Consider the following 25417-nt stretch of genomic DNA (forward strand, 5'->3'; position numbering starts at 1 on the left):
CAGATACCTACATGCGAAGCATCAAGGACCGGAGAAACACATAAGTGAGACGACTGCTCAGCCGCCTTCTGCCGAAATCGATGCGCTCGCAGGCAGTCACGATCCCGGTCATCCGGCTTCACGGAACCATCATGTCGGGCGGCGGCCAGTTCCGGCCGAGCCTGTCGCTGGCTTCGACCGCCAGCCTGATCGAAAAGGCATTCGCCTTCACCGACGCGCCCGCCGTCGCCATCTCCATCAATTCACCCGGCGGCTCGCCGGTGCAGTCGCGGCTGATCTACAAGCGTATCCGCGATCTCGCCAATGAGAAGAACAAACGCGTGCTGATCTTCGTCGAGGACGTCGCGGCGTCCGGCGGCTACATGATCGCGGTGGCCGGCGACGAGATCATCGCCGATCCCTCCTCCATCGTCGGCTCGATCGGCGTGGTCTCCGCCTCCTTCGGCTTCACCGAGTTGATGAAGAAGATCGGCGTCGAACGCCGTGTCTACACCGCCGGCAAAAACAAGGCCGTGCTCGACCCGTTCAAACCGGAGAACAAGGCAGACATCGAGCGCCTCAAGGCGCTGCAGCTCGAAGTGCATGACACCTTCATCGATCTGGTCAAGGAACGGCGCGGCTCGAAGCTCAAGGACGATCCCGATCTGTTCACCGGCCTGTTCTGGACGGGCAAGAAGGGGCTCGAACTCGGCCTGGTCGACGCGTTGGGCGACATGCGCACCGTGCTGAAGCAGCGCTTCGGCCCCAAGACGCGGCTGCAGCTGATCACGCCGCCGCGCGGCTTTTTCGGCCGCCGGCTTGGCATTCTCGGCTCAGCTTCTGGCTTCTCGGCGCCCGACATTGCGGGTGCCGCGGCCGGTGGCCTAATCGATGCGGCGGAAGAGCGCGCGCTCTGGTCCCGCTTTGGACTTTGAAAAGCCGTACCATTGTGCCTATGATGGGCTCTCCCTGACCGGCAGCCCGAACCTCCAGGAGGACAAGGACAGATGCCACAGATTATCTTTTTCGCCCTCGTCGGCCTGGCCGCCTATTACGGCTATCGCTCCTTCGTCAAGGAAGCCGAGCGCGTGACGGCGAAAGTCCGCCGCGCCGAGCGCCAGTCTGCCAACGGCACGATCGGCACGCTGGTCAAGGATCCCAAGACCGGCGAATACCGTCTGGCCAAGGACTGATCAGGGTACCTCAGAGCATCATGGATTCCGGCTTCGTGTCGTCCGCCGAACACGCGCCGGCGAAAATCAACCTCGCGCTCCACGTCACCGGGCAGCGCGCTGACGGTTTTCATCTGCTCGAAAGCCTCGTCGTCTTCACCGAATTCGGCGACCACATCACCGTTGCCGCCGCCGAAGAAGACAGCTTCGTCGTCATGGGCCATTTCGCCGCCCAGGTGCCGCTGGATGGCGGCAATCTCGTAATCCGCGCCCGCGATGCCCTGCGCGAGGCCTATCCCGACGCTGCCGCCGCGCCCGTCGCCATCACGCTGGAAAAGAACCTTCCCATCGCCTCGGGCATAGGTGGCGGCTCCAGCGATGCGGCAGCGGCCCTGCGCGCGCTGGCGCGTCACTGGAACATCGATGCCGACCTGTCGGTTCTGGCCCTGCGGCTCGGCGCCGACGTGCCGATGTGCCTGCTCGCCCGCCCGCTTTTGGCACGCGGCATCGGCGAGATCGTCGATCCGCTGGAAAATTACCCGGCCCTGCCGCTGGTGCTGGTCAATCCCGGCATCGGCGTCGCGACGCCGGACGTATTTCGCGCGCTCGAAAGCCGCGAGAACCCTTCCTTTTCACCGCCGCCCGCCGACCCGGAGCCGGCGCATGTGATCGAATGGCTGCGCGCCACGCGCAACGATCTCGAAACGCCGGCAAAGGCGCTTGCCCCGGCCATCACCGAGGCGCTCGACGCGCTGCGCAGCACGGGTGCAGCCTTCGTCCGCATGTCAGGTTCGGGCGCCACCTGTTTCGGTGTCTTCGAAACCACGGGTGCTGCCGCAAACGCTGCAAATGCGATCGAACAGGCCAAGCCCGGCTGGTTCTCGGTCGCGACCTCGAGCATGAGATAGCCAATGGCAAACGAAACGCGCCCCTTCATCCCCGTCCGCATCGCAGTGCTGACCGTCTCCGACACGCGCACGCTGGCCGATGACAAATCCGGCCAGACGCTTGCCGACCGCATCACCGAGGCCGGCCACATGCTTGCCGCACGTGACATCGTCACCGACGACAAGGACAAGATACGCGCGCAGGTTCTGGAATGGTCGCGCAACGACGCCATCGACGTCGTCATCACCACCGGGGGCACCGGCTTCACCGGCCGCGACGTGACGCCCGAAGCGCTGGAACCCATCTTCGAAAAGCGCATGGATGGCTTTTCCGAGGTCTTCCACCGCATTTCCTACGACAAGATCGGCACCTCGACGATCCAGTCGCGGGCGACCGGCGGCGTCGTCAACGCCACCTTCGTCTTCGTCCTGCCCGGCTCGCCCGGCGCCTGCAAGGACGCCTGGGACGGCATCATTAAGGCGCAGCTCGACTACCGTCACATGCCCTGCAATTTCGTGGAAATCATGCCGCGGCTCGACGAGCATCTCAAGCGCGGCGACAAGACGGCCTGATCTTGGCCGCTCTGCTATGGGTTATTTGCGCAGCGGCGCCACACGAATTTCGGCCGAAATCCGCTTCGTCGCCAGTCCGCGCGCAACCGCTTCGGCGTCTGCCGCATAGCGCGACAGGGGAAGCGCCTGCGACTTCCTGATGACCAGCCCCTCGCTCAGTGCTGTTCTCGAGGTCAGCACGCGCGAGAAGAAGGGCTGCCTGTCCAGCCGCGAGCGGGAAAAGCGGGCAGGCATGGCCATCATCTCCATGTGGTCCTGCACGGCCTCGGTCCAGCCATCCACCAACCGCGCCCCGGGTTCCAGCAGCAGCAGCCAGTCGCTCTTGGCCTGCGCCACGCCGGCACCTATGCCGCCGGTGATGTAGTGACAGCCGGCCTGATCGGCGACCTTATGCGTCTGATCCGACGAGCCGAGATCGCACACGATAACCTCGCGCACCGTGCCCTCAACAGCAGCACCAACCAGCGACGCCAGCGTGCGGGCCAGCGCTTCCTCGTTGTTCCGGGTTTCGATTACAACCGACAGCATAATATTCGCGTAGCCTAAACTTTTACCGAGCGCCACTTCGTAATTAGCCGGTTAGGGTTCAGCGGGCTGAATCTGTGTGGCACGCGCCTGCGTTGACGATGAGCGAAGACGGAACATGCAGTTCGTCATCCCGGGCGGAACATACGCGAAGCGGATGCGCAGACCCGGGATCCATGCCGGAACATCTGTGACGGCTGCCGCGGTGCAGAACTTCTAACGCTGAAAGTGGGGAAAGATTCTCACTCGATTTCGACCCAACCCACTGTTTTCCCTCACCCCACACATTTTTTCACGCCCAATCTATCCACACCCCAAAAAACCGCCTGCATAATCCCCACATCGCTCTTGCGGGACCGGGTTCTGGAACCGGGATCGGGGAGAGCGGCGGTGACCTCCCGCCCTGGTGTGGTAGCCAGGGCCCCGAGGGCCCGACACAGGCCGGCGTCCTGCGGCCGCATGCTCTGGCTGGAAGCTTCAGGTGAAAGCCTGTGGCGGAAAGATCAAGGGCAGATCGCGCAGGATGCGGAGAACCCGCGGCGTCTTGTCCATGGAATGTACATGGAGCGGGCGTTGTGACCGGCCGACTTCGGGACAAGCACCGAGCGGGGTGCAGAAGCTGCGCCACGTATTTTACACTAGGAAGGCACGGCCATGCGCCCCGCTTCCCGGCTCTTTGACAATGGCCAGATGCGAAAGCAGGCGTGGCGATGATGAAGCGCGCCTCTCCTTCTCCCCTTGTGGGAGAAGGTGGCCAACCCGAAGCGGAGGTCGGATGAGGGGTGTTGGACGGAGTGTGGACGCCGGAATTTCTTCCAACACCCCTCATCCGTCTTGGCGCTGCGCGCCAATCCACCTTCTCCCACAAGGGGAGAAGGAAAGGGACCTAATTCACAAAGTTCTTGCTTTGTTCTCATTTTCAAAATAGGAATAGTTTCATGAACGGCGCGATTCGCGCCCCCGCAAAACCCGGTTGGAGAACAGCGGAATGGAACCGATTGCACGCGCAGATGTTGCGGCTTTCAGGAACGGAGGTTCCGCGATGGCCAATGCGATGATCGAGGAAAGCGGCATCCGAATTCACGACGAACGCCGTCGTGGCCGCGCTGCCGGCATCAATCCGACCGGCCGGTTCGAGCCGGTGACGCGTCACGTCTTCGACGATGGCTGGAACAGTTTTGAGGAACTGCCGCCCTTCAAGACGGAGGTGCAGACCGAAAAGCCGCGCACCATCATCACCCGCAACACCTCGCCTGACATTTCCTTCGACCGTTCGATCAATCCCTATCGCGGCTGCGAGCATGGCTGTGTCTATTGCTTCGCCCGGCCGACCCACAGCTACATGGGCATGTCGCCGGGGCTCGATTTCGAATCCAAGCTGTTCGCCAAGCCGGATGCGGCAAAGCTGCTGGACAAGGAGCTTTCCAAGGAAGGCTATCAGGCCCGCACGATCGCCATCGGCACCAACACCGACCCCTACCAGCCGATCGAAAAGCAGTGGCGCATCATGCGCGAAATCCTGGAGGTCCTGGAGGCGCGCAACCACCCGGTCGGGATCGTCACCAAGTCGGCGCTGGTCACGCGCGACATCGATATCCTGTCGCGCATGGCCGAGCGTGGGTTGGCCAAGGTGGCATTGTCGGTGACAACACTGGACCGGATGCTTGCCCGCACCATGGAGCCGCGTGCTTCGACGCCGACCAAGCGCCTGGAGGCCATTCGCCAGTTGAGCGATGCCGGCATTCCGGTCGGCGTGATGGCCGCGCCCATCATTCCCGGTCTCAACGACCAGGAGATCGAGCGCATTCTGGACTCGGCTCGTGCCGCCGGCGCGCGCGAGGCAGGCTATGTCATCCTGCGCCTGCCGCTGGAGGTCAGCCCGATCTTCAAGGATTGGCTGCTGCGCCACTATCCCGACCGCTACCGGCACGTCATGTCGCTGATACGCTCGATGCGCGACGGCAAGGATTACGATGCCGAATGGGGCAAGCGCATGAAGGGCACTGGCCCCTATGCTTGGCAGATCGGCCGCCGCTTCGAAATCACCGCGCGCAAGCTCGGGCTCAATGTCGAGAGAAAGCAGCTGCGCACCGACCTGTTCGTCGGCGTCGAAAAGAAGAACGAACAGCTGATGCTGCTTTAGCCTTTGGTTTGTTGAGATTCGGGTCAGGCCGAGTCGAAAGTGATGGTTTTTGAGAACCGGAGCGGAGCGTACATTTGGGTACGTGAGCACCGGAAGCGCAGAAAGCCATCACTTGCAGGCCGGCATCACCCGAATATCGATAAACCGAAAATCCCGTCGGCTTTTCCCCGACTGCCGACGGTACCTTCCCTGCCCCCGCCCCTCGGCTCGGCTCGGAAGGACTTGCGGAGAATCGGGGCCGATGCGACCATCGCCGCACCATGGCTCGCGCACGCTCCGATTCTCCGCCCCTCTTCGAAATCCTCGAACGACCCGACTTTTCCGTCGAGACGCGAGCGATCGCGCGCGGTCAGTGGCCGGTCGCAGGAATGGACGAGGCCGGCCGCGGCCCGCTCGCCGGGCCGGTGGTCGCGGCAGCCGTCGTGCTCGACCCGCAGCGCATCCCGGCAGGGCTCGACGATTCCAAGCGGCTCACCGGCATACAGCGCGAGGAGCTGTTTTCGGAAATCCTTGCCACCGCTCTCGGCGTCTCGATGGCGTCGGTCTGCGCTGAAGGCATCGACCGCAGCGACATTCGCAAGGCCAGCCTGGAAGCCATGCGGCGTTCCTTGTGCGGCCTGCCGCTGGCGCCGAAACTGGCGCTTGCCGATGGCCGCGACGTGCCGCCCGGCCTGCCCTGCGATTGCGAAGCGCTGGTCAAGGGCGACCAGCGCTCGCAGTCGATCGCTGCGGCTTCGATCGTCGCCAAGGTCATGCGTGACCGCATGATGACCGGCTGCGGCCAGACCGACACACGCTACGGCTTCGAAATCCATATGGGCTACGCGACTGCGCGCCATCGCGCGGCTATCGACATCCACGGCGCGGTTGCGCGCTGGCACCGCGTCTCGTTTGCGCCATTCCGGCTTGCTGAAGAGCTGCAGGCTGGCGCTGCCAACGACGACGAACTCGCGCTCTGATGGCCCCTGCACCGCACAAGAAAAAAGCCGCCGGAATTTCCAGCGGCTTTTTTGATCTTTGAATTTCCGGCAAGAGCCAGAAGCAAAAACTCAGTTGAGCTTAGACTTAACTTCCTGCAGCGACGCCTTGAAGATGTCGCCGTCGGCCTTTGTATCTACCCTGCCGGCGAGCAACGCCCGCGCTGCTTCGACCGCCAGATCTACCGCGCTCGAGCGCACTTCATTGACGGCGTCACGTTCAGCCTGGCCGATCTTCTGCTCGGCAAGAGCGGTGCGGCGGGTAACGTAGTCTTCGGTCTTCTTCTGCGCTTCTGCGACAAGAAGTTCGGCTTCGCGCTTGGCGGCCTCGACGATTTCGGCAGCTTCCTTCTCGGCTTCCTTCCGCTTGCGCTGGAATTCGGCGAGAAGCTGCTGGGATTCCTCGCGCAGCCGGCGGGCTTCTTCGAGTTCGTCGCTGATGCGCTTGGCGCGCTCATCCAACGACTTGCCGATCACGCCAGGCACCTTCAGGTAGAAGACGACGGCGAGGAAGATAACGAGGGCTACTGTTGCCCAAAATGTTGCGTCCATGGCCCTCTCCTACTCCCGAACCGCTTTCACGGCGGCAGCGACGGCAGCCTTGTCGGCCTTGCCGCCGATCAGTTCCTGTACGATGGCAGCGGCCGTGTCCTCGGCGATCGTGCCGACTTCCTTCATCGCTGAAGTCTTGATCGAGGCAATGTGAGCTTCTGCCTCACCGAGCTTCTGCTCGAGCGCTGCTTCAACCTTCTTGCGTTCGACGTCGGCGTCGGCCTTGGCACTGTCGCGCGCCTGCTGGCCGATGGTATTCGCCTTGGCCTTGGCTTCGGCAAGTTCCTGCTCGTAGGCAGCAACTGCCGCATCCGCCTCGCTTTTCATCAAGGCAGCCTGATCGAGATCCTGCGCGATGCGATCGCGACGGACTTCCAGAATGCCGCCGATGCGTGGCAGGACGACCTTTTTCAAAAACAGGTAAAACAGGCCGAACGTGATGGCCAGCCACAGGATCTGCGACGCGAAGGTCGAAGAATCGAATGGCGGAAACGACGGCTTGCCGCCAGCTTCATGGCCCGCACCGGTTTCGGTGTGGGTTTCACCTTCAGCGGGGGCAGCTTCCTGCGCGTATCCCGGTGTCACAAACATCTGCTTCCCCTGTCCAGACAAACCGGCCGCACTGCGCGGCCGGCAGTATCATCGCTTTCGCAACTCTTATGTGAAGAGGAGCAGAAGAGCGACGAGGAGCGAGAAGATGCCCAGAGCTTCGGTCACGGCGAAGCCGAAAATCAGGCGGCCGAACTGACCGTCGGCAGCCGACGGATTGCGCAGTGCGCCCGCCAGATAGTTGCCGAAAATCGTGCCGAGGCCAATGCCTGCGCCACCCATGCCGAGGCAGGCGATGCCCGCGCCGATTGCCTTTGCTGCGTCTACTTCCATGTCCAACTCCTTGTGGATCGTAATTCAGTCAATGCTTTCGTTTGGCGGAAGGAACCCGCCGGCGACAGTTTCCTAGTGGCTCGGGTGCAGAGCATCGTTGAGGTACATGCAGGTCAGCACCGCAAAGACATAGGCCTGCAGGAAGGCCACGAGAAATTCGAGGGCGGTGATCGCAACCGTCATGGCGAGCGGCAGGATCGAGCCGGCGACGCCGACCGCGCCAAGCGTGCTCAGCGAGGCGACGAAGCCAGCGAAAACCTTGAGCGTGATATGTCCGGCCAGCATGTTGGCGAACAGACGAACAGAAAGGCTGATCGGCCGCGACAGGAACGAGATAACCTCGATGAGCACCACGAGCGGCACGAGAATGCCCGGCACGCCCTGCGGAACGAAGAGTTTAAAGAAGCCGAAACCGTGCTTCATGATGCCGTAGACGACGACGGTTCCGATCACCAGCAGCGCCAGCATGAAGGTGACGATGATGTGGCTGGTGATGGTGAAGAAATACGGGAAAAGCCCGAGCAGGTTCGCGACGAGCACGAACATGAACAGCGAAAACACCATCGGGAAGAACTTCATCCCCTGCGAGCCCGCCGCATCTCGCAGCATGGATGCCACGAATTCATAGGACATTTCCGAGATCGACTGAAGCCGGCCGGGGATCAGGCCGCGGCTCGAGGTCGTCAGGAACAGGAAAAGGCCGGCGGCTGCGACGGTCGCAACCATGAAGGCGGACGAATTGGTGAAGGAGAAATCGAGACCGCCGATTTCGATCGGAATCCATTTCGTGATGTGAAACTGATGGATCGGATCGTTGGCCACCTGGACCCCCTCGGCATGAAGCGCCCGCAGGCGCGATTACGTATTATCTCGATCCTCAGGGCCTTTCTTCGGCACCCTCGGACCCGTATCTGCAACGACGCCCGCGGAACGCAGGACATTGAGAACCCCAGCGCCAAATCCCAGGAGCAGGAAAATGATCAATCCCCATGGCGAAGTCCCCGCCACTCGGTCGATCACCCAGCCGAGCCCGACACCAACCGCTATTCCCGCGATGAATTCGCTGGACAGCTTCAAGGCCTGACCATAGCCGGCAATACCGCTCGACTTAGCACCCTCTCGACTGGCGCTTCCATCCGGTCTTCTTGTCGCAAGAGATGCTTCAAGCTGACGCCGGCGGCGCTCCAGGTCGTCGTCGCGGAAGTCCAGCTTGTCTTGATCTCCAGGCCCGGTTTTTCCGGTTTCGTCTGGCCTTTTCTTGTTGGCCACCGCAACCCCCTGCCTGGATAGAACAGCACCGTCCATCCGCTTCAAAGTCGCCGGCAACATAGTTAGCGGGGCCATCCCCGTCAAGCCACGGAGTGGGTGGTCAAACCATGTATTTTACGAAGGAAAATCAATAGCTTAAAAAAGTGCGACAACCTGCCCGACATATATCGCGCATCATGGCGCGCGAATCCGCGGGGAATCCCCTCCGCAGGCTACCCGGCTCAGGCCGCAGACAGGAGGCTGGCTTACGACAATCAGCTCCAGCCGCCGCCATAGGTGCGGTAGAAAATATGAAGACCGATTTTCTTCATCTTCTCCATCGTCCGCGCCCAGCGCGGGCTCACATATTCCGCGTAATAATGCGTGGAGGAGGCAACCTCGGGAATGAAGATCTTTCCGGCCGTGACCGCCATGGCGATATCTTCGGCGATCTTGTAGTGCTCGCGGCTGGTCACGACCTTCTTCCTGCCGTCGCAGGCGAAGGAGAACTGGCAGCGGTTGAGCCAGTTGTCGTTCTGGTAGACGACGCCGCAGATCGTGCTGGGATAGGCGGGGTTGCGGACGCGGTTCAGGATGACCTGGGCGACAGCCGCCTGCCCTTTCAGGCTTTCGCCGCGCGCTTCGAAATAAATGGCCGTGGCCAGGCACTTCTGCTCGGGCTTGGAGAATACGCTCGCCGGCAGCGGCTTGCTCATCCAATTGTGGTCCCCCTCCGATACCGGCGGAATGAAGCGGCCGTCATTCGGCGTTTCATCCTTGAGCAGGCTCTCGAAAGGAGAGGACTTGGCGTAGTCGGGCTCGGCGGGGGCATAGGCCGTAGCCAGAATGTCGGGCGTGTCGTTGTTGACGAGATCGGCGAGCATGGCGGGAACGCCCGGCGCCACCTTCTTGTCTTCCTTGACGTAGAAGGCGGTCGCGATCTGGATCTCCTTGCCCTTGATCGTCGATTTGACGAAGGCCTGCTTGAGGCCGGCATCGAATTGCGGGAGAATGAGAGAACTGGTGCGATCCAGCACCGAGCCGGCATTGAACGCCTTGGGCGGGGCGACCGGCGTGACATTGACGATGCGCCCTTTCTTCTCGCTGCGATTGATGCGCTCTTCGTCCGGCACGTCGTTGGCTGCGGCACCCTTGCTCTTGAAGGCAACGGAGCCGATGCCGGGAGCGTTGACGCCCGAGCCGGAGATGGAGCCCGTGGGCATGTTTGTATCGGCGAACGGCATTTCGGCCGCGTGCACCGAACCAGCGACAGAGGTCTGCACGAAGGCATTCCAGCGCGTCTGCGATGTTTCGACACCGGACACCAGGCTGCGCATGTCCTGATAGGCCACCGTGGTCGGAAATCCGACCCAGATACCCAATCCGACAACAAGGGGAGGCAGGAACGAACGCTTTTTCAGATTGGCAACAACCATCTGCAGCGTCGGTAGACGTCGATGCACAGAAACTCTCCAGAACGCAACAGAAACCCTCTGAAGAGAAAATCGTCTATTAACCTTGATGCATGGTTAACAGCCGCCGCCAATATTCGACGGCGGGCCTCGATCGGGCGCGGCGGATCGCGCATTCATGAATTTGCACGATTTCACGCGACGATGATATGGAACAGTCGCCCTTAGCCAAGCCGGGAGGCAAGACCTGGCGAGGGGAAAAGCTGGGGCTCCGAAAGGAGCAGAAGGGTTTCTCCCTCCCAGCACAAGTCAGCGTCCTGATGTGCACGCTGATGCAGACCGAGGCGTTAGGTTCGCTTCTTCGCGCGTCCGGCAAATGGATTTTCGGAAGCCCTGAGCGCCATGCGAATCGGTACGCCCGGCATGTCGAAGGATTCGCGCAGGCTGTTGACCAGATAGCGCACATAGGACTGTGGCATCGAGTCCGGCCGTGTGCAGGAGAGCACGAAGCCCGGCGGGCGCGTCTTGGCCTGCGTGATGTATTTGATCTTGAGGCGGCGGCCGGCAACGGCGGGCGGCGGATGATGGGCGAGGATGCCCTCAAGCCAGCGATTGAGACGTCCGGTCGAAATGCGGCTGTTCCAGACCTTGTGGGTCTTGAGGACCGCGTCCATCAGCTTGTCGAGGCCGCGGCCGGTTTCAGCCGAGATCGGCACCGCCTGAAGCCCGCGCACCTGCGGCAGAAGCCGCGTGGTTTTCTCGCGCAGCTCGGCAAGCGTTTCCTGCGGGTGCTCGATCATGTCCCATTTGTTGAAGGCAATCACCAGCGCCCTGCCCTCGCGGATGATCAGGTCGGCGATCTGGAGATCCTGCTTCTCGAATGGAATGGTCGCATCGAATACGACGACCACTACTTCGGCGAAACGGATGGCGCGAAGCCCGTCGGCGACGGAAAGCTTCTCGAGCTTTTCCTGCACCTTGGCCTTGCGGCGCATGCCAGCCGTATCGAAAAGCCTGATGAGACGGCCGCGCCATTCCCAGTCGACCGAGATCGAATCGCGGGTGATGCCGGCCTCAGGGCCGGTCAGCAGCCGCTCCTCGTCGATGAGCGCGTTGATCAGCGTCGACTTGCCAGCATTCGGCCGGCCGACGACGGCAATGCGCATCGGCTTGGTGTCGTCATATTCGTGCTCGGCGTCCGGGTCGGCAATGTCTTCCCCGACCAGCACTTCGGTGACGGCGATTTCGTCTTCGTCCTCTTCGTCCTCGCCGAAGACGCGCGCATGGCCGAGAGCGTCGACGACAGCGTCGCGAAGATCCGGCAGTCCCTGCCCGTGCTCGGCTGAAATCGGGATCGGCTCGCCGAGCCCGACTTCCCAGGCTTCCAGCATTCCGCCTTGAGAACCGCGCGCTTCTGATTTGTTGGCAACCAGCACCACCGGCTTGCCCGCGCGGCGGACGATATCGGCGAAGGCCTTGTCGTCCGGCATCAGGCCGGATTTCGAATCGACTACGAAGAAGATGAGATCGGCTTCGCTGATGGCGATCTCGGTCTGCGCCCGCATACGGCCCTGAAGCGTGGTGGGTGCAGCCGTCTCGAAGCCTGCCGTATCGATCACGTCGAAATGGAGATCGTAGAGCTTTGCCGCATGCACGCGGCGGTCGCGCGTTACGCCCGGCGTATCATCGACCAGTGCCAGCTTCTTGCCGACGAGACGGTTGAAAAGCGTAGACTTGCCGACGTTAGGCCGGCCGATGATTGCGACTTTGAATGTCATCTCTCAGCATCACGACGCAGCGCCCGAACCGCGGATCAGTTCGGACATGAGGGTGGCACGTTCGCGTGCGTTGCGCGGCGCGCCGTCGTCGGATGAAATCTGCTCGAAAAGCTTCAGTGCGTCGCCGGCCTTGCCTTCCTTCCAGGCGGAAAGGCCGAGTGCCTCGCGTGCAGCGTGGCGCAGCGTGTTGGTGTCGGCGGTCAGGTCTTCGACGCGCTTGGCGACGTCTTCATAGGAGCCATGATCGACCAGCACCAGGCCGGCACGCAGACGGGCCATATCGCGGATGGGGGCGGGAATGGCAGTGTCGGCCGCAACCGCGTCGAACGCCTTCACCGCGCCGTCGAAATCGCCCTTGTCGACAAGCACGGTGGCCGAACGCATTCGCGCCAGCACCGGATAGGCGCCGTAGCCTTCCGTCTCCAATGCCTTCAGCGCTGCCAGCGCCTCGTCGGGCTTGCCGGAATTGGCGAGCGTCAATGCCTGCGAGAATTCGTCGCCGGAACGGTTTGCCTGGTTTCCGGTCCAATATTCATAAGCCACGAAAAGTGCTGTGCCGAGAACGACCAGAACGGCAAGCACGATCAGTGCGGGGCCAAAACGCTCCCACAGATCCCTGGCCCGCTGCTGGCGGATCTCCTCGTTGACTTCGCGGAAGAAACTGTCGTCCGACATACACTCTAACCATGTTTGCCCGCTCGGGGCTGTTGTGAGCCAGCGTTTTAGCGATATTTCGCCGGCATGGAAGGGGCGTGAAGCCAAAAATCAAAGAAACCGGCCTGTAATGAAGCTCAGAAGCCGTCGCACCTGGCGTGCGGCTACCGCTTTGTCCGCATCCGTGCCATATTCGAGCCCTAGCCCTCCAAGCTGATCCCATCATTTAGAATTGTATCATGTCTGTAGCCTTCCGCGTTTGTCTGTTTGCCAGTGTCTCCCTTTCCCTCGCCATGCCCGCCTCGGCAAAGCCTGCGGAGCTACCTGTTTCCGCCAAGCCGCAATATGTCATCATCTCCTTCGACGGCGCGCACGAACTGGCGCAGTGGCAGCGCAGCCGCAACCTTGCCGCCCGCACCGGCGCAACGTTCACCTATTTCCTGTCCTGCGTTTTCCTGCTGACGCGCGAGGACCGCAGTCAATATCTTGCTCCCGGCAAATCGGCCGGACGCTCCAATGTCGGCTTCGCGCAGTCCAAGGACGAAGTGCGCGCCCGGCTCGGCCAGATCTGGCTGGCACGTTCGGAAGGCCATGACATTGCCAGCCACGCCTGCGGCCATTTCGACGGCAAGGACTGGACCAAGGCGGACTGGCTGAAGGAATTTTCCGCCTTCTCGACGATCCTGCGCGACGCCTACGCGACCAACGGCATCGCCGGCGAGCCGAAAGGCTGGCGGCAGTTTGCCGAAACCGAGATCAAGGGTTTTCGTGCGCCGTATCTTTCGACCAGCAAGAACCTTTACGCAGCACTTGGCGAAGCCAACTTCTCATACGACGCAAGCGGCGTTTCGCGCGGCCCGGCCGAGCCTGCAACAGTCAACGGCATTGCCCGCTTCGCCCTGCCGCAAATCCCTGAGGGGCCGAACAAGCGCCGCGTCATCGCCATGGACTACAATATGTTCGTGCGCCATTCCGGCGGCTTCGAGCGCGAGGACAAGGACGCGGCATTCGAAAACCGCGCCTATGATGCCTTCAAGACTGCGTTCGACGGCGAATACAAGGGCAGCCGCATTCCGTTGGAAATGGGGTTTCACTTTACCCTGATGAATGGCGGCGCCTATTGGCGCGCGCTGGAGCGCTTTGCCGGCGAAGTCTGCGTGAAAGCCGACGTGAAATGCGTCAGCTATGCGCAGTATCTTGCCGAGACCGGGCAAAAGCCCGACCCACAACAGACATCCGCCCCCGGCGGCTGAGACCGAAATCAGCCACCTTCCCCGAAAGCTTATTCGACAGTCTGAGCCTGCTGTTCCAGATAGTGCCGGTCGAGTTCCGGCAGCGGTGCATCCTCAAGTGTGGCTTCGAACGCGCGCAGACGTTTCTGGATGGAGATGAGTTCGACGATCGTCGGCCATGCATTGACCAGATATTGAAATGACGAGCTGACCTGGCTGAAGGCCGTTGAAACCTGCTGCCATAGGCCCATTGTGATCGCGCCGGCCGCGATAGTGGGGATAAGGATCACGCTGGCAAAGATGGCATCTGCTTGGATGTAGCCGGAGCGTACTACGTTGAAATAGGCGTAGTGAAAATAGAGCGTGAAATAGTTGCGCCTAACATGGAAAAAGAGTTCGGCAACCGTCGGCGGCTGCGCCCGCGCAGCGTCATCCTCGCCATAGACAAGTTCCTTTCGATAGGCGGCCTCCACTCGCTGGTTCTTGAATTCCAGCCCCGGCAGTTTGACGCCGGCAATCATCAGCAGCACCGTGCCAAAGATCGACCAGGTAACCGCGGCCACGACCAGCGAATAGGGAATTTCGCCGACAAGCGGCAAGACTTTCACATGGGTCGAAAGCTGTGCAAGCAGCGGGAGGAACGCAATCAGCGTCATCACGGAATCAATCAGGGAAACACCCAGACCCTCCATGGTGGTGGAGAACCGCATCGTATCTTCCTGCACGCGCTGAGATGCACCTTCGATGTGCCGCAGCTTTTGCCAATAGCTCATGTAGTAGTCGTTCATCGCCGTGCGCCAGCGGAAGATATAGTGGCTGACAAAGAAGCGCGTGATCACGAACAGGCCCATCCCGGTTGCCCCGATCCAGGCGTAAATCGCAAACTTCGAATAGAGTTCGCCGGTGGAAACCGAATTGGGCGTCGTTATCGCTTTCTGAAAGAGATCGTAGAAAGGTCCGCGCCAGTTGTTGAGAGCGACATAGATCTGGACATTGAGATAGGTCGAAAACAGGATGAGCGACGACCCCAGGATCGACCAATTTTGCCAAGGGTGCGGAGAATAGACGCGCCAGAAAGCGTAAAAGGCTCCAACGAGAAAGCCGAAATATATGTAGAACCAGAGGAATGGCTTGGTCCACAAAACCGGAATGCCAAGAACCGGCGGAGCCTCCGCCGCAGCCGGAGGCAAACCGAAGACAGCGCCAAGCTGCTCACCGCCGAAGAACCAGAACAGAATTCCGGCCAAACACCAAATAGTCGCCGAGGTGAAAAACAGCTTCGGCTTCGGGAAAAACGATAGGAACACTTGAGCGATCTCCTTGTGGAGCGCGGAATGGCAGGGCTGCGGTTCACGGGCGTGAAGTCACAGTTCGGCGCCAAAGAAAAGAAAGCCCTTTCTTCAGCGCCGCTTGCTGAGAAAGCCCACGATCATGGCGAATTTGGCGCAGGCCCGGCCGACCATGCGATGGCGCCACAAAGCAGCAGCGCCAGCGCCGCGCCGATTGAGGGCACGGTGAAGCTGCCCGACCATTCTGCTACGAAACCGGCAAAGATCGGACCGATTATCTGGCCGACCCCGAACGCAGCCGTCATAAGAGCCAGCACCCGGCGGGGTGCCTCAGGCGCAAGCAGCCTGCCGGCCTGAATTCCCATCGCGGTGATTGCAATGAATGTGCCGCCGAGCAGAAAACCCGCCAGCAGCGGCCCGAAATAGCCGCCTATGCTCACACTGGCGATAACGCCGACAGCTTCGACGACGCAACCAACGGCAAGCGCAACGGTGAGACCGTGCCTCGCCGAGACCTTGTTCCAGAGCCAGATCGAAGGGATCGCAGCCAGGCCGGTGACCAGCCAGACGACGGCCTCGAATATGCGACCGGCCTCGCTTTGGCGCACGATGGCGACGAGGAAAGTGGCTGTCACCACATAGCCGAAGCCGAATATGCCGTAAGCGACGATGATCTTCGCCAGCGGCAGACTGTTGGGCAATTTCGACTCGCGGCGGGCGGTGCCTGTGACCAGAGGCCCCTCATCGATGAGAAACCAGACGACCAGAAAGCCCAGAGCCGACAGAACGGCTGAGCCGAGCCAGCCGTCGGGCCAGGCGGCATGCGCGCCGATAAGAACTGCCATCATTGCAGAGGAAATCGCGATGCCCGTGCCGACGCCGCCGAAATGCAGCGCCTGAAGATCGTTGCGCCCTGCCAGGACAAGATGGCTGAAGACGATGGTCGAGACGAACACCAGGACGAAGGCGCTGGCGATGCCGGCCAGGAGACGGATGGCCAGAAACATCGCAAGACTGTCGGTCAGTCCCATGCTTGCCGCAAGAACGGCAGTCGCGCCAAGCCCGACCAACATCACGCTGCGCTCACGCTCATCCGCCCACCCGCCGGCAGCCCCGACTGCACCGATCAGATAACCCACGTAATTTGCTGAAGCGATAAGTCCGGCATCGGCCGCCGACAGGCCGAGTTCATCCATCATGCCGGGCAGGATCGGCGTGTAGACGAAGCGGCCGAAACCCATGGCGACGGCCATGGCAATCATGCCACCGAGGGCGAAGCGAAGCGGACGAAGCGACTCTGGTCTCATTGCGCCGGACCATATTCCCGTGCGCCTGCGACGCAATCCCAATCCAATGGGCCAGAGCCGACGTGCCAGGCGTTTACCTTTCGAGCCACCACGCTTACAGATTTACGCAATCTTGCGGAGGGGAAGTTCGTGAACCAGGCAGCAATCGCCACAGTCGGTATCTACACAGCGCTGAATGCCTTCATTCTTCTGTGGCTGGTCCTTGCGACGAGTTCGCTACGCAATCGCTACAAGGTCTGGATCGGCGATGGCGGCGTAGAACATATCGCCCGGATCATGCGCGGGCACGCCAACGCCATAGAAAACATGCCGATAACGTTGATCCTGCTTCTGATAGCGGCGCTTATCGGCACGCCGGTCTATGTGCTGCACCTGCTGGGAGCAGCCTTCACGATCGGCAGGGCGATTCACGCTTGGCATTTCATTGTCGAGCGCGGCCAGAAGTGGCAGCGTTTCATTGGCTTCACGCTCAGCGCGTTGGCCTTGCTTATGACTGCGCTCGGCGTGCTGACCCACGCAATCTGGACGCTGTTCTAACCGCAAGTGCCGCAGGCAGCGCTGCGGTTGCGAAGCGGCTGATATCCGCGATTAAACGGCAGGTCGCCGAGTTCGCGCTCCGACATCGTTTCAAGTGCCGGATGGGCCAGCGGATCGTGCAGCCAGACGGTGACATCGTCATGGGCCGGTTGGCCGGAAGCAGATTCGAAAAGCGCCTGTACGAATGAGAGAAACTTCAACTCCATTTTCCTCACCTTGCATTTTCCGCCCCGAATTTAAGCTTATGCCGTCGTTCAGCAATCGACATTTCCGCGCGACTGCTTTAGAAAAACTAAATCATGAATCTCAGCGGCGTCCACCTCAACGGGCTGCGCGCGGTCGAGGCCGTCGCGCGATGCGGGTCGCTCCTCAAGGCGGCCGAGGAGCTTGGCGTTTCGCCGAGCGCTGTCAGCCAGCAGATAAACCGGACGGAAAAGCAGATCGGCCGAACGCTGTTCGAGCGCAGGCCGTCGGGCCTCGTCCCGACCGAATTCGGCGCCGTTTTCACGGCGCGCCTGAGCAGCGGTTTTCGCGAACTGGCGCAGGCCGTGGCTTTGGCCGACGATCGCACGTCGAACACGCTGATCGTCTCGATGGCACCGGCAATCGCCGCGCGCTGGCTGGTGCCGCGCCTCAGTCGCTTCTTTTCACAGTTTCCGGAGATCCTCATCCGCATTGATGCCTCGACCCAGATCGCCGATCTCAACCGCTCGGATGTCGATCTGGGTATCCGGCTGGGCAAGGGCCGATGGCCGGGTGCGCGGGCAGAACTGCTGCTTCCGATGGAGATATTTCCGGTCTGCTCGCCGCATGTCGCCCGCAAGCTGAAATCCATTCCCGATCTTGCCAAGGTCTGGGAGATTCGCGACGAGAATTCGATGATCTCGTGGAACGACTGGTTCAAGGCTGCCGGCGCCGAGCCAGTCATACCCATCCAGGGAGCCAGTTTCACCGATCCGATCCTGTGCCTGGAGGCGGTGATCGCCGGCCAGGGCATCATGCTCGCATGGCAGTTTCTTGCAGCGGACGCGCTCGCGGACGGCCGGCTGGTCGCGCCATTCGGCATCGCGGCACCGAGCGGGCTCGGCCATTACATCGTCACCGGCGAAGACAAGCGGGCAAGCCGCAAGGTCGATTGCTTTCGCAAATGGGTGCACGAAGAAGTGAGCGCAACCTTGGCGAATATGCAGTCGCCGCAGGTCCGGACGCTTGCCGGCAGAGGTGTTCAGCCATCGCTTTCGGAGCTATGAATCCTGCCAGACAGTCAAAGGAGCAGTTCTACCATGACCTCGCATATCAGCGCGATTGACGCTGCCATCGATCCCGTCAAACTCGACCGCCTGGCGGAAGTAGCCATCAAGATCGGCCTGCAATTGCAGCCCGGTCAGGACCTCGTCATGACGGCTCCGACTTCCGCACTTGGCTTCGTGCGCCGCATCGTCGAGCACGCCTACAAGGCGGGCGCCGGCATCGTGACGCCGATCTTCTCGGACGACGAGCTGACGCTGGCCCGCTATCGCCACGCGCCCGACGCCAGCTTCGACAAGGCCGACGGCTGGCTCTATGACGGCATGGCCAAGGCTTTCGCCGGCGGTGCTGCGCGGCTGGCGGTGCGCGGCGACAACCCGATGCTGCTTGCCTCGCAAGACCCGGCAAAGGTTTCGCGCGCCAACAAGGCCACCTCGATGGCTTACCGGCCGGCGCTGGAAAAGATCACCGGCTTCGACATCAACTGGAACATCGTCGCCTACCCGAACACCGCCTGGGCAAAGCTGGTGTTTCCCAACGACCAGGAAGATGTTGCCGTCGCCAAGCTGGCCGATGCGATCTTTTCGGCGTCGCGGGTGAATTCGGACGATCCGGTGAGCGCGTGGAAAGATCACAACGCAGCACTCGCCCGCCGCACCGCATGGCTGAACGGCAAGGCCTTCCATGCGCTGCATTACACCGGGCCCGGCACCGATCTCACCATCGGCCTTGCCGACGGCCATAAATGGAACGGCGGCGCAGAAACTGCGAAGAACGGCATCACCTGCAACCCGAACATCCCGACCGAAGAAGTGTTCACTACCCCGCATGCGCGACGGGTCGAGGGGCATGTCAGCAGCACCAAGCCGCTCTCCTATCAAGGCACGCTGATCGACAATATCTCGGTGCGTTTCGAGGAAGGGCGCATCGTCGAGGCTAACGCTTCAAAGGGCGCGGATGTGCTCGGCAAGGTTCTCGACACGGACGAAGGCGCGCGCCGGCTGGGCGAAGTGGCGCTGGTGCCGCATTCCTCGCCGATCTCGCAGAGTGGGCTCCTGTTCTACAACACGCTGTTCGACGAGAACGCCGCCAGCCACATCGCGCTCGGCCAGTGCTATTCCACCTGCTTCAACGACAGCAATCTGTCGCCGCAGGAAGTCGCCGCGCGCGGCGGCAATTCGAGCCTGATCCACATCGACTGGATGATCGGCTCCGGCAAAATCGACATCGACGGCGTCAACAAGGACGGCAGCACCGAACCGGTCATGCGCGCCGGCGAGTGGGCCTGAGCTATCTGAGCAACCTGCATCGCACGTCCTGCCGGATGCGCGATGCAACCTCTTGATCCTCCTTCGACGCCCCTGCCCGACATCGCCGCTGCTATCTTGCCGGGAACATTTCCGCGTAACGTTCCGGCTTGAAACCGACGAGCAATTTCCCACCGACATCGAGCACAGGCCGCTTGACCATGGAGGGTTGAGCCAGCATCAGCGCCATCGCTTTCTCGGTATCGAGGTCCTGCTTGTCGCCCTCGGCAAGCGTCCGGAACGTGGTGCCGGCGCGGTTCAAAAGCACCTCCCAGCCGAGTTCCTTGCACCAACTGGCCAGCAGTGCGCGGTCAAGCCCCTCGAATTTGTAGTCGTGGAAGCGGTACGCGACGCCGTGACTTTCCAGCCATGTGCGGGCCTTCTTCATCGTGTCGCAGTTCTTGATGCCGTAGATGGTGACGGTCAATTCCAGCCCTCTTGATCATGGTGCGCCAAGCAGTCTTACCCGCGCAGAGACCATCTGCCGAGCGTTTCGTATTTGGTCTGGCCCAGTTTGCTGTGGATGAGGAAGAACTCATCCACCTCGAAGCTGATGGGCTCGATCGAACACAGCGGAACGGAAATCGGTGCATAGAACAGCGTCATATGCGGGTTGAACTCAAACCCCGCCTTGAGGCCGTACTTTCGCATCGCAACGGCAAGGCGCTGGTGAAGTTCGAATGTTGCGGGGTTTTCGCCGCCACAGAGCACACAAGGATACCTGCCCGGCCGGCCGGTGAAGGATAAGGCTCGATCCAAAGAAACTGTGAAAGGTTTGCTCGACACGGCCTCTGCCGCCCGGCATGCAGCCCAGATATATTTGCTCTTCAGGCGGGGAAAATCGCCGACATGCTGCAGCGAAACGTGCAAATGATCAGGGGGACGAAGTTGCGCGCTGATACCATACAAGCTCTTGATATAATTTCCGATTTTCTCGACTAGCGCCTTCGCCATTCCGCCCAGAAAGAAGGTGAAGAATACGCGGTCCGGCAGCCTCCGAAGCGGGATATTTTCCTCCATGAACGCAAATTGTTCCTGCATGGCACACCTCCCTGGAATGCCCTCACCCTTCGGGGTTGACAGATAGAACAAAACAAGAACATTCGCAACGAAAATGATTCGCGAATGTGCTTCGGACAACCATGCCCGCCAGATCAGGCTGCATTTCAGGTCGGCGGCATCCTGTCGAATTTCGGCAGGGCTGGATCAAGGTGGTCCCATGCGTGACCGCCGGCGGTCCAGAAAACCATTTGCGGTTTGTATCGGTCTGGATCGTCGAGGCTCGCAGCGCTGACGATGAAAAGATCGGGCATGTCTGGAAACCTTATATAGACCGGTGACCCGCAGGTGGGGCAGAAGGCGCGCGCTTTGACCGTTCCGCCATCGCCCACCATGTTCCAATGGGTCGCTTCGCCCTGCACTTTCACAGGCGCTCCCTTGAAGGTCAGGTGGGATTGGTGCCCGGTGCCGCTGTCATACTGACACTGGCGGCACTGGCAGTCGCTCATCACGATCGGTTCGGCAGAAATCTCATAACGGATCGCGCCGCAGGCGCATCCGCCGGTGTAAGGCTTGCTCACGTCTTCTCTCCTGTTGTGAAGTGGTAGGGCCGAGAGACCTTCGCTCAGCCGTTGCCGTATTCGTAGCGCGGTGCCACCAGACGCCCTGTCGTTGGCCGCTCAGTGCAATTTTTTCGATGAAAACTGTTCTGCAGCCGCGACATCCAGCCTTTGGAAGCACTTCGGCCAGCCTTGGCTCATATTGTTGAAAGCCGTGTCATTCTTTGGCGTGACGAAGCCGGAATGGATGAGGCGAAGGCGCGTTCCATCGTCGACCCTGGACAGGATGAACGTGACGACCGTGTCCAGCCGCGAGCCGTAGCCGACGTTTCCGTCATCTCCGCCTTTCCAGGTATAGGCAAGGCGTTCGTTCGGCACGACCTCCAGCACCTTGCAGCGAATGACACCGTCCCACCTGCCTGCCGGCGTCGTCTGAAACGTGAACTTCTTGCCCTCCACGGGCTCGAATCCTGTCGGCTCCATCATCCAGCGGGCGATCAGCTCGCCGGTTGTCAGCGCTTTCCAGATCGTCTGCGGCGCATGCGGGAAGACCTCGTCGACCACGATCTCTTGCGTGCCGGATTTCAATGCAGCGTCATTCATGGATCGATTTCCTTCAGCAATTCTCGGAGATCTGCAAAGCGCTCGCGCCAGAAGACGCCGTAATGGCTCATCCAGTCGGCCAGCGGCGCGAGGCCTTCCGGCTGGGCGCGATAGTAGACGTTCCGGCCCTCGGGACGGTCGGCAACCAGACCCGCCTGCTTCAATGTCTTCAGGTGCTGGGAAATGGCTCCCTGCGTCACGCCACTCCCCCGGGTCAACTCAACCACGGTAATCTCTTCGGACCTGACGACCCGCTCGAACAAGGCTCGCCGGGTAGGATCGGCCAACGTGCGCAAGACAGTGTCGATGATTGCAGCTTCAGTCATGAAAAAAGATTAGTCTATGCTAATTGATTAGTCAAGCCTAATCGATTGAGCGAACCAAAACTTTGATTGCTGACGCAATCGTATTGCCAAAGCGCTTGATGTCGCGATTGAGGCGACACCCTGGTCAAGCAAGACGGGAACGAGCGCGCCATCCGCCATGGCGTTCTCGATCGGGTGGCGGCGCGCGACCCGCGCAAGCGGTCTCGGCAAGGTCTCTGGCTTGATCGAGAGATGCGCGGAGTTTACCTCGCCGAGGACATGACGGTGCGCTGGCTGAAGATGGCGAGCCCCTGTGCCATTATCCGGAATACGATCTGAAGCTGGCACACGCTGATTGTTTTCCCGGGCCGAACCGGGTCATTCAGACAACCTTCCGCTGGTCGACAGGGCTCTCTTCAAAGAAGCGGTTTGCCGGCCGGGCCAGGCCAAGATTTTCGCGCAATGTCGAACCCTCGTATTCGCGTCGGAAGATATTGCGGCGCTGCAGTTCGGGAACCACCCTGTCGACGAAATCATCGAGCCCCGCGGGCAGGAATGGGAACATGATATTGAACCCGTCCGAACCTTCCGACAGCAACCATTCCTCCATCTCGTCGGCTATTGTCTTCGCCGTGCCGACGAAGGCGAGACCGGAATAGCCACCGAGCCTCTGTGCAAGCTGCCTGACCGTCAGGTTCTCCTCGCGCGCCAGTTCGATGACACGCTCGCGCCCGCTCTTGCTCGCGTTGGTTTCGGGAATATCGGGCAGCGGTGCGTCCGGATCGAAGCCGGATGCATCGTGACCGATCGCGATCGACAGCGAAGCGATGCCGCTTTCGTAATAGACCAGGCTGTCGAGCTTGGCGCGCTTGGCACGTGCCTCTTCGACCGTATCGCCAACGACGACAAAAGCGCCGGGCAGTATCTTTATGTCGTCGCGCGACCGGCCTGCCTTCACCGCCCTCGCCTTCACGTCGGCGTAGAAACGTTGCCCGGCGGCAAGATCGGCATGCGCGGCAAAAATGACCTCGGCTGTCTCGGCCGCGAGTTGCCGCCCCGGTTCCGAAGCCCCGGCCTGCACGATGACCGGCCAGCCCTGGGGCGGCCGCGCAATGTTGAGCGGCCCCCTGACGGAAAGACTGGGCCCTTTGTGATCGAGGACATGCAATTTCGACGGGTCGAAATAGAGACCGCTTTCGGCATCGCGAACAAAGGCATCATCGGCAAAACTATCCCACAGCCCGGTCACGACATCGTAGAATTCGCAGGCGCGGCGATAGCGCTCGCCGTGCTCGACATGCTCCTGCCTGCCGAAGTTCAACGCGGCATCCGGGTTGGATGTCGTCACGATGTTCCAGCCTGCGCGGCCGCCGCTAATGTGGTCGAGCGAGGCGAAGCGGCGTGCGATGTGATAGGGCTCATCGAATGTCGTGGAGGCTGTTGCGACAAGGCCAATGCGATCTGTCACGGCTGCGAGCGCCGACAGCAGCGTAAACGGTTCAAAGGATGTGACCGTGTGGCTGCGCTTCAGCGCCTCGATTGGCATGTTCAGCACGGCCAGATGATCGGCCATGAAAAAGGCGTCGAACTTCGCGCTTTCGAGCCTCTGCGCGAAGCGCTTCAAATGCGCGAAGTTGAAATTGGCATCAGGATAGGCGCCGGGATAGCGCCATGCGCCAGTGTGCAGACTGACCGGGCGCATGAATGCGCCGAGCCGCAATTGTCGGGTTTGGGCCATGGGAGGACTTTCGACAAACGATGATGTTAAGCCGGATGTTGCATCGACCCAGAAGATGAGCCGTCCAGGCCATCCGGGAAAGGTATTTCGTTTCACCAAGCTGTGTGGTGGAGCAAACCGCTTCTCAACGGCCGCCGAAGAGCGCCAACCTGGCACACACTGCATCAAGGCAAAAGAAAGCCGGGCTCGAATACGGCCCGGCGAATTGAAGGTTTAAAACCTCCAGAGGGGAACACACATCCGGTTCCAATGGGAGGAGAAGAACCAGATGATTTTTCTTTTATGCGCCGATTCGGTCCTCTTTGATACGAATTTCATTCTAAAGATACCGACACTCAGCGAATAGTCTTCCTTGTGAGGACAGTGTCCTCTGCTCGCGAAAAACCGACGACTCAGGTCGGCGCCAAGGTCGAGTCCAGCAGATCGGCATAGTGTCGCCGCGCTACGTCCGGATGCGAGCGCAATCGGCTCTTCAAAACATTCGTGCCGACATCGCGAAACAGCGGATTGTCCGGGTCGCTCGCTGGTCCCTGCGCCTCCCCTGCCAGTTCTTCGGGCAAGGTCAGAAGCGGGATGGTGGCATCAAGGCGCGCGCTGAAGAAAAACGGTACCGAGATACGTTCCACGCCCGCCGGCGGCGTGATCACGCGATGGACCGTCGCCCGCAGATATCCGTTCGACGCAAGCTCGAGAAGTTCTCCGATGTTGACGACGAGCGTTCCAGGAATCGGGTCGACATCCACCCAATGACCGTCATACTCGACCTGCAGCCCCTTGTTTTCGTCCTGCAGCAGCAGGGTCAGGAAACCGCCATCCTTGTGCGCCCCGACCCCCTGGCCGTCGCCCGTCGTGTCCCGACCGGGATAGCGCACGATCTTCATTCGGTGATTGGGCGATTCGCGGTAGATGGGATCGAAGGCATCCTCCGGCTGCTCAAGCGCGACAGCGAAAGCCTTCAGCAGGCATATCGCCACCGCTGTCGCCTTCGCCTGCCAGGCGAGCAGCGCCGGCTTCAGGCTAGGTAACTGCCCCGGCCATTGATTTGGCCCCTGCAGCCGCGTCCAGGCCGGGGTGTCCGGGCCTTGCGGAATGGCGTCGCGCTCGACACCGATGTCGAGCTGCTCGCGCCAGTCGGCCTTGCCCTTGGTCAGTTCGCCGCCCGCACGCGTGTAGCCGCGAAACTGCGAGGAATTGACCATCTCGATGGCAAGCTTGTCGGTCTCGGGCAACGCAAAGAACTGCCGCGAAGCTGTCAAAACCTCGGCGATCTCGTCTTCCGTTATTCCGTGGCCGCTCAGATAGAAGAAACCGACGTCGCGGGCTGCCGAGCGCAGATCGGCAAGAAATGTCCGGCTTTCCGAGTGGCCCTGTTCGAGCCTGCTCAAATCCAACACCGGGACGATTCTGGTCATAGGTCTGCTCCTTGGTTTCCTCTTGAAGATATCAGCCGCCGCCATGGATAGCCCAGCAAATGGTGACACGGGTGCAAAGCCGATCAAAGATATCGCCG

The 25417-nt window shown here is 61.0% G+C and carries 29 protein-coding genes; 10 read left to right on the plus strand and 19 right to left on the minus strand.

Going from position 1 to position 25417, the window contains the following annotated elements:
• Nucleotides 1-44: 44 nt before the first annotated feature.
• The 4 genes from WBQ96_RS05475 (at nt 45) to moaB (ending at nt 2611) form a co-directional block, all read left to right on the plus strand.
• Nucleotides 45-914 (plus strand): S49 family peptidase, encoded by an 870-nt coding sequence (locus tag WBQ96_RS05475; protein ID WP_336548099.1) that lies wholly within the window; start codon nt 45-47, stop codon nt 912-914.
• Nucleotides 915-986: 72 nt separating this feature from the next.
• Complete coding sequence (locus tag WBQ96_RS05480) at nt 987-1172, plus strand: hypothetical protein (RefSeq protein ID WP_165115067.1); 186 nt, start codon at nt 987-989, stop codon at nt 1170-1172.
• A 20-nt stretch (nt 1173-1192) separates the two neighbouring features.
• On the plus strand, nt 1193-2059 hold the full coding sequence (locus WBQ96_RS05485) for a 4-(cytidine 5'-diphospho)-2-C-methyl-D-erythritol kinase (protein ID WP_336548102.1): 867 nt from the start codon (nt 1193-1195) through the stop codon (nt 2057-2059).
• 3 nt (nt 2060-2062) lie between these two features.
• Nucleotides 2063-2611, plus strand: a complete 549-nt coding sequence (moaB, locus tag WBQ96_RS05490; RefSeq protein WP_091913745.1) for a molybdenum cofactor biosynthesis protein B — start codon at nt 2063-2065, stop codon at nt 2609-2611.
• A gap of 21 nt (nt 2612-2632) precedes the next feature.
• Here moaB and WBQ96_RS05495 read toward each other — a convergent pair whose 3' ends face one another.
• Nucleotides 2633-3139, minus strand: coding sequence for a glycosyltransferase (locus WBQ96_RS05495; protein WP_336548105.1), 507 nt, complete (start codon nt 3137-3139; stop codon nt 2633-2635).
• Nucleotides 3140-4124: 985 nt separating this feature from the next.
• On the opposite strand from WBQ96_RS05495, the gene WBQ96_RS05500 reads away from it, so the two are divergent.
• Nucleotides 4125-5279: a PA0069 family radical SAM protein gene (locus WBQ96_RS05500; RefSeq protein WP_336548107.1), complete on the plus strand. Its 1155-nt coding sequence runs from the start codon at nt 4125-4127 to the stop codon at nt 5277-5279.
• Nucleotides 5280-5539: 260 nt separating this feature from the next.
• On the plus strand, nt 5540-6238 hold the full coding sequence (locus tag WBQ96_RS05505; protein WP_336548110.1) for a ribonuclease HII: 699 nt from the start codon (nt 5540-5542) through the stop codon (nt 6236-6238).
• A gap of 90 nt (nt 6239-6328) precedes the next feature.
• Here the strand turns inward: WBQ96_RS05505 and WBQ96_RS05510 are convergent, their stop codons facing one another.
• The 8 genes from WBQ96_RS05510 to WBQ96_RS05545 all read right to left on the minus strand — a co-directional run bounded on the left by WBQ96_RS05510 (nt 6329) and on the right by WBQ96_RS05545 (nt 12803).
• Complete coding sequence (locus tag WBQ96_RS05510) at nt 6329-6808, minus strand: F0F1 ATP synthase subunit B (RefSeq protein ID WP_336548113.1); 480 nt, start codon at nt 6806-6808, stop codon at nt 6329-6331.
• Nucleotides 6809-6817: 9 nt separating this feature from the next.
• Entirely contained in the window at nt 6818-7399 is a 582-nt protein-coding gene (locus WBQ96_RS05515; protein WP_165115061.1) for a F0F1 ATP synthase subunit B, read from the minus strand.
• Between the two features lie 66 nt (nt 7400-7465).
• Complete coding sequence (locus tag WBQ96_RS05520; protein WP_091918644.1) at nt 7466-7690, minus strand: F0F1 ATP synthase subunit C; 225 nt, start codon at nt 7688-7690, stop codon at nt 7466-7468.
• Nucleotides 7691-7762: 72 nt separating this feature from the next.
• Nucleotides 7763-8512, minus strand: a complete 750-nt coding sequence (locus tag WBQ96_RS05525; RefSeq protein ID WP_336548118.1) for a F0F1 ATP synthase subunit A — start codon at nt 8510-8512, stop codon at nt 7763-7765.
• Between the two features lie 36 nt (nt 8513-8548).
• Nucleotides 8549-8959: an AtpZ/AtpI family protein gene (locus WBQ96_RS05530; RefSeq protein ID WP_336548120.1), complete on the minus strand. Its 411-nt coding sequence runs from the start codon at nt 8957-8959 to the stop codon at nt 8549-8551.
• Between the two features lie 254 nt (nt 8960-9213).
• A complete protein-coding gene (locus WBQ96_RS05535) occupies nt 9214-10401 on the minus strand; it encodes a cell wall hydrolase (protein WP_442920796.1) in 1188 nt (395 codons plus the stop codon).
• Between the two features lie 296 nt (nt 10402-10697).
• Nucleotides 10698-12128, minus strand: a complete 1431-nt coding sequence (gene der / locus WBQ96_RS05540) for a ribosome biogenesis GTPase Der (protein ID WP_336548122.1) — start codon at nt 12126-12128, stop codon at nt 10698-10700.
• Nucleotides 12129-12137: 9 nt separating this feature from the next.
• Nucleotides 12138-12803: a tetratricopeptide repeat protein gene (locus tag WBQ96_RS05545; protein ID WP_336548124.1), complete on the minus strand. Its 666-nt coding sequence runs from the start codon at nt 12801-12803 to the stop codon at nt 12138-12140.
• Between the two features lie 218 nt (nt 12804-13021).
• Here WBQ96_RS05545 and WBQ96_RS05550 point away from each other — a divergent pair, with 218 nt between their 5' ends.
• Nucleotides 13022-14035, plus strand: a complete 1014-nt coding sequence (locus tag WBQ96_RS05550; protein WP_336548126.1) for a polysaccharide deacetylase — start codon at nt 13022-13024, stop codon at nt 14033-14035.
• Between the two features lie 29 nt (nt 14036-14064).
• Here the strand turns inward: WBQ96_RS05550 and sbmA are convergent, their stop codons facing one another.
• Both sbmA and WBQ96_RS05560 read right to left on the minus strand, forming a co-directional pair.
• Nucleotides 14065-15321, minus strand: a complete 1257-nt coding sequence (sbmA, locus tag WBQ96_RS05555) for a peptide antibiotic transporter SbmA (RefSeq protein ID WP_336548128.1) — start codon at nt 15319-15321, stop codon at nt 14065-14067.
• 122 nt (nt 15322-15443) lie between these two features.
• Nucleotides 15444-16610, minus strand: coding sequence for a YbfB/YjiJ family MFS transporter (locus tag WBQ96_RS05560; protein WP_336548130.1), 1167 nt, complete (start codon nt 16608-16610; stop codon nt 15444-15446).
• A 129-nt stretch (nt 16611-16739) separates the two neighbouring features.
• Here WBQ96_RS05560 and WBQ96_RS05565 point away from each other — a divergent pair, with 129 nt between their 5' ends.
• Nucleotides 16740-17147 carry an MAPEG family protein gene (locus WBQ96_RS05565; protein ID WP_336548132.1) on the plus strand — a complete coding sequence of 136 codons (408 nt, stop codon included), beginning with the start codon at nt 16740-16742 and terminating at the stop codon, nt 17145-17147.
• On the opposite strand, the gene WBQ96_RS05570 is transcribed toward WBQ96_RS05565, so the two are convergent.
• The gene (locus WBQ96_RS05570; protein WP_337035870.1) at nt 17144-17347 is read right to left on the minus strand and encodes a hypothetical protein; all 204 of its coding nucleotides are present in this window, start codon (nt 17345-17347) and stop codon (nt 17144-17146) included. The two genes, WBQ96_RS05565 and WBQ96_RS05570, sit on opposite strands and share 4 nt — an antisense overlap.
• Nucleotides 17348-17446: 99 nt before the next feature.
• Between WBQ96_RS05570 and WBQ96_RS05575 the strand changes: the two genes are divergently transcribed.
• Both WBQ96_RS05575 and WBQ96_RS05580 read left to right on the plus strand, forming a co-directional pair.
• Nucleotides 17447-18397: a LysR substrate-binding domain-containing protein gene (locus tag WBQ96_RS05575; protein WP_442920797.1), complete on the plus strand. Its 951-nt coding sequence runs from the start codon at nt 17447-17449 to the stop codon at nt 18395-18397.
• Nucleotides 18398-18430: 33 nt separating this feature from the next.
• On the plus strand, nt 18431-19684 hold the full coding sequence (locus WBQ96_RS05580; RefSeq protein ID WP_336548136.1) for an aminopeptidase: 1254 nt from the start codon (nt 18431-18433) through the stop codon (nt 19682-19684).
• Between the two features lie 91 nt (nt 19685-19775).
• Here WBQ96_RS05580 and WBQ96_RS05585 read toward each other — a convergent pair whose 3' ends face one another.
• The 7 genes from WBQ96_RS05585 to WBQ96_RS05615 all read right to left on the minus strand — a co-directional run bounded on the left by WBQ96_RS05585 (nt 19776) and on the right by WBQ96_RS05615 (nt 25319).
• Nucleotides 19776-20129: an ArsC family reductase gene (locus tag WBQ96_RS05585; protein ID WP_336548139.1), complete on the minus strand. Its 354-nt coding sequence runs from the start codon at nt 20127-20129 to the stop codon at nt 19776-19778.
• Nucleotides 20130-20164: 35 nt separating this feature from the next.
• On the minus strand, nt 20165-20743 hold the full coding sequence (locus WBQ96_RS05590; RefSeq protein ID WP_336548141.1) for a 2'-5' RNA ligase family protein: 579 nt from the start codon (nt 20741-20743) through the stop codon (nt 20165-20167).
• 125 nt (nt 20744-20868) lie between these two features.
• Nucleotides 20869-21282 carry a GFA family protein gene (locus WBQ96_RS05595; RefSeq protein WP_336548143.1) on the minus strand — a complete coding sequence of 138 codons (414 nt, stop codon included), beginning with the start codon at nt 21280-21282 and terminating at the stop codon, nt 20869-20871.
• A 99-nt stretch (nt 21283-21381) separates the two neighbouring features.
• Nucleotides 21382-21864, minus strand: a complete 483-nt coding sequence (locus tag WBQ96_RS05600) for an SRPBCC family protein (RefSeq protein WP_336548145.1) — start codon at nt 21862-21864, stop codon at nt 21382-21384.
• Entirely contained in the window at nt 21861-22190 is a 330-nt protein-coding gene (locus tag WBQ96_RS05605; protein WP_165115033.1) for an ArsR/SmtB family transcription factor, read from the minus strand. Before WBQ96_RS05605 ends, WBQ96_RS05600 begins: the two co-directional genes overlap by 4 nt.
• Before the next feature lie 361 nt (nt 22191-22551).
• Entirely contained in the window at nt 22552-23907 is a 1356-nt protein-coding gene (locus tag WBQ96_RS05610; protein WP_336548148.1) for an LLM class flavin-dependent oxidoreductase, read from the minus strand.
• Nucleotides 23908-24299: 392 nt separating this feature from the next.
• A complete protein-coding gene (locus tag WBQ96_RS05615) occupies nt 24300-25319 on the minus strand; it encodes an isopenicillin N synthase family dioxygenase (protein ID WP_336548150.1) in 1020 nt (339 codons plus the stop codon).
• Nucleotides 25320-25417: the final 98 nt, after the last annotated feature.

This window comes from Mesorhizobium sp. CCNWLY176, from assembly GCF_037153935.1.
In the GTDB taxonomy this organism is placed as follows: domain Bacteria; phylum Pseudomonadota; class Alphaproteobacteria; order Rhizobiales; family Rhizobiaceae; genus Mesorhizobium_M; species Mesorhizobium_M zhangyense.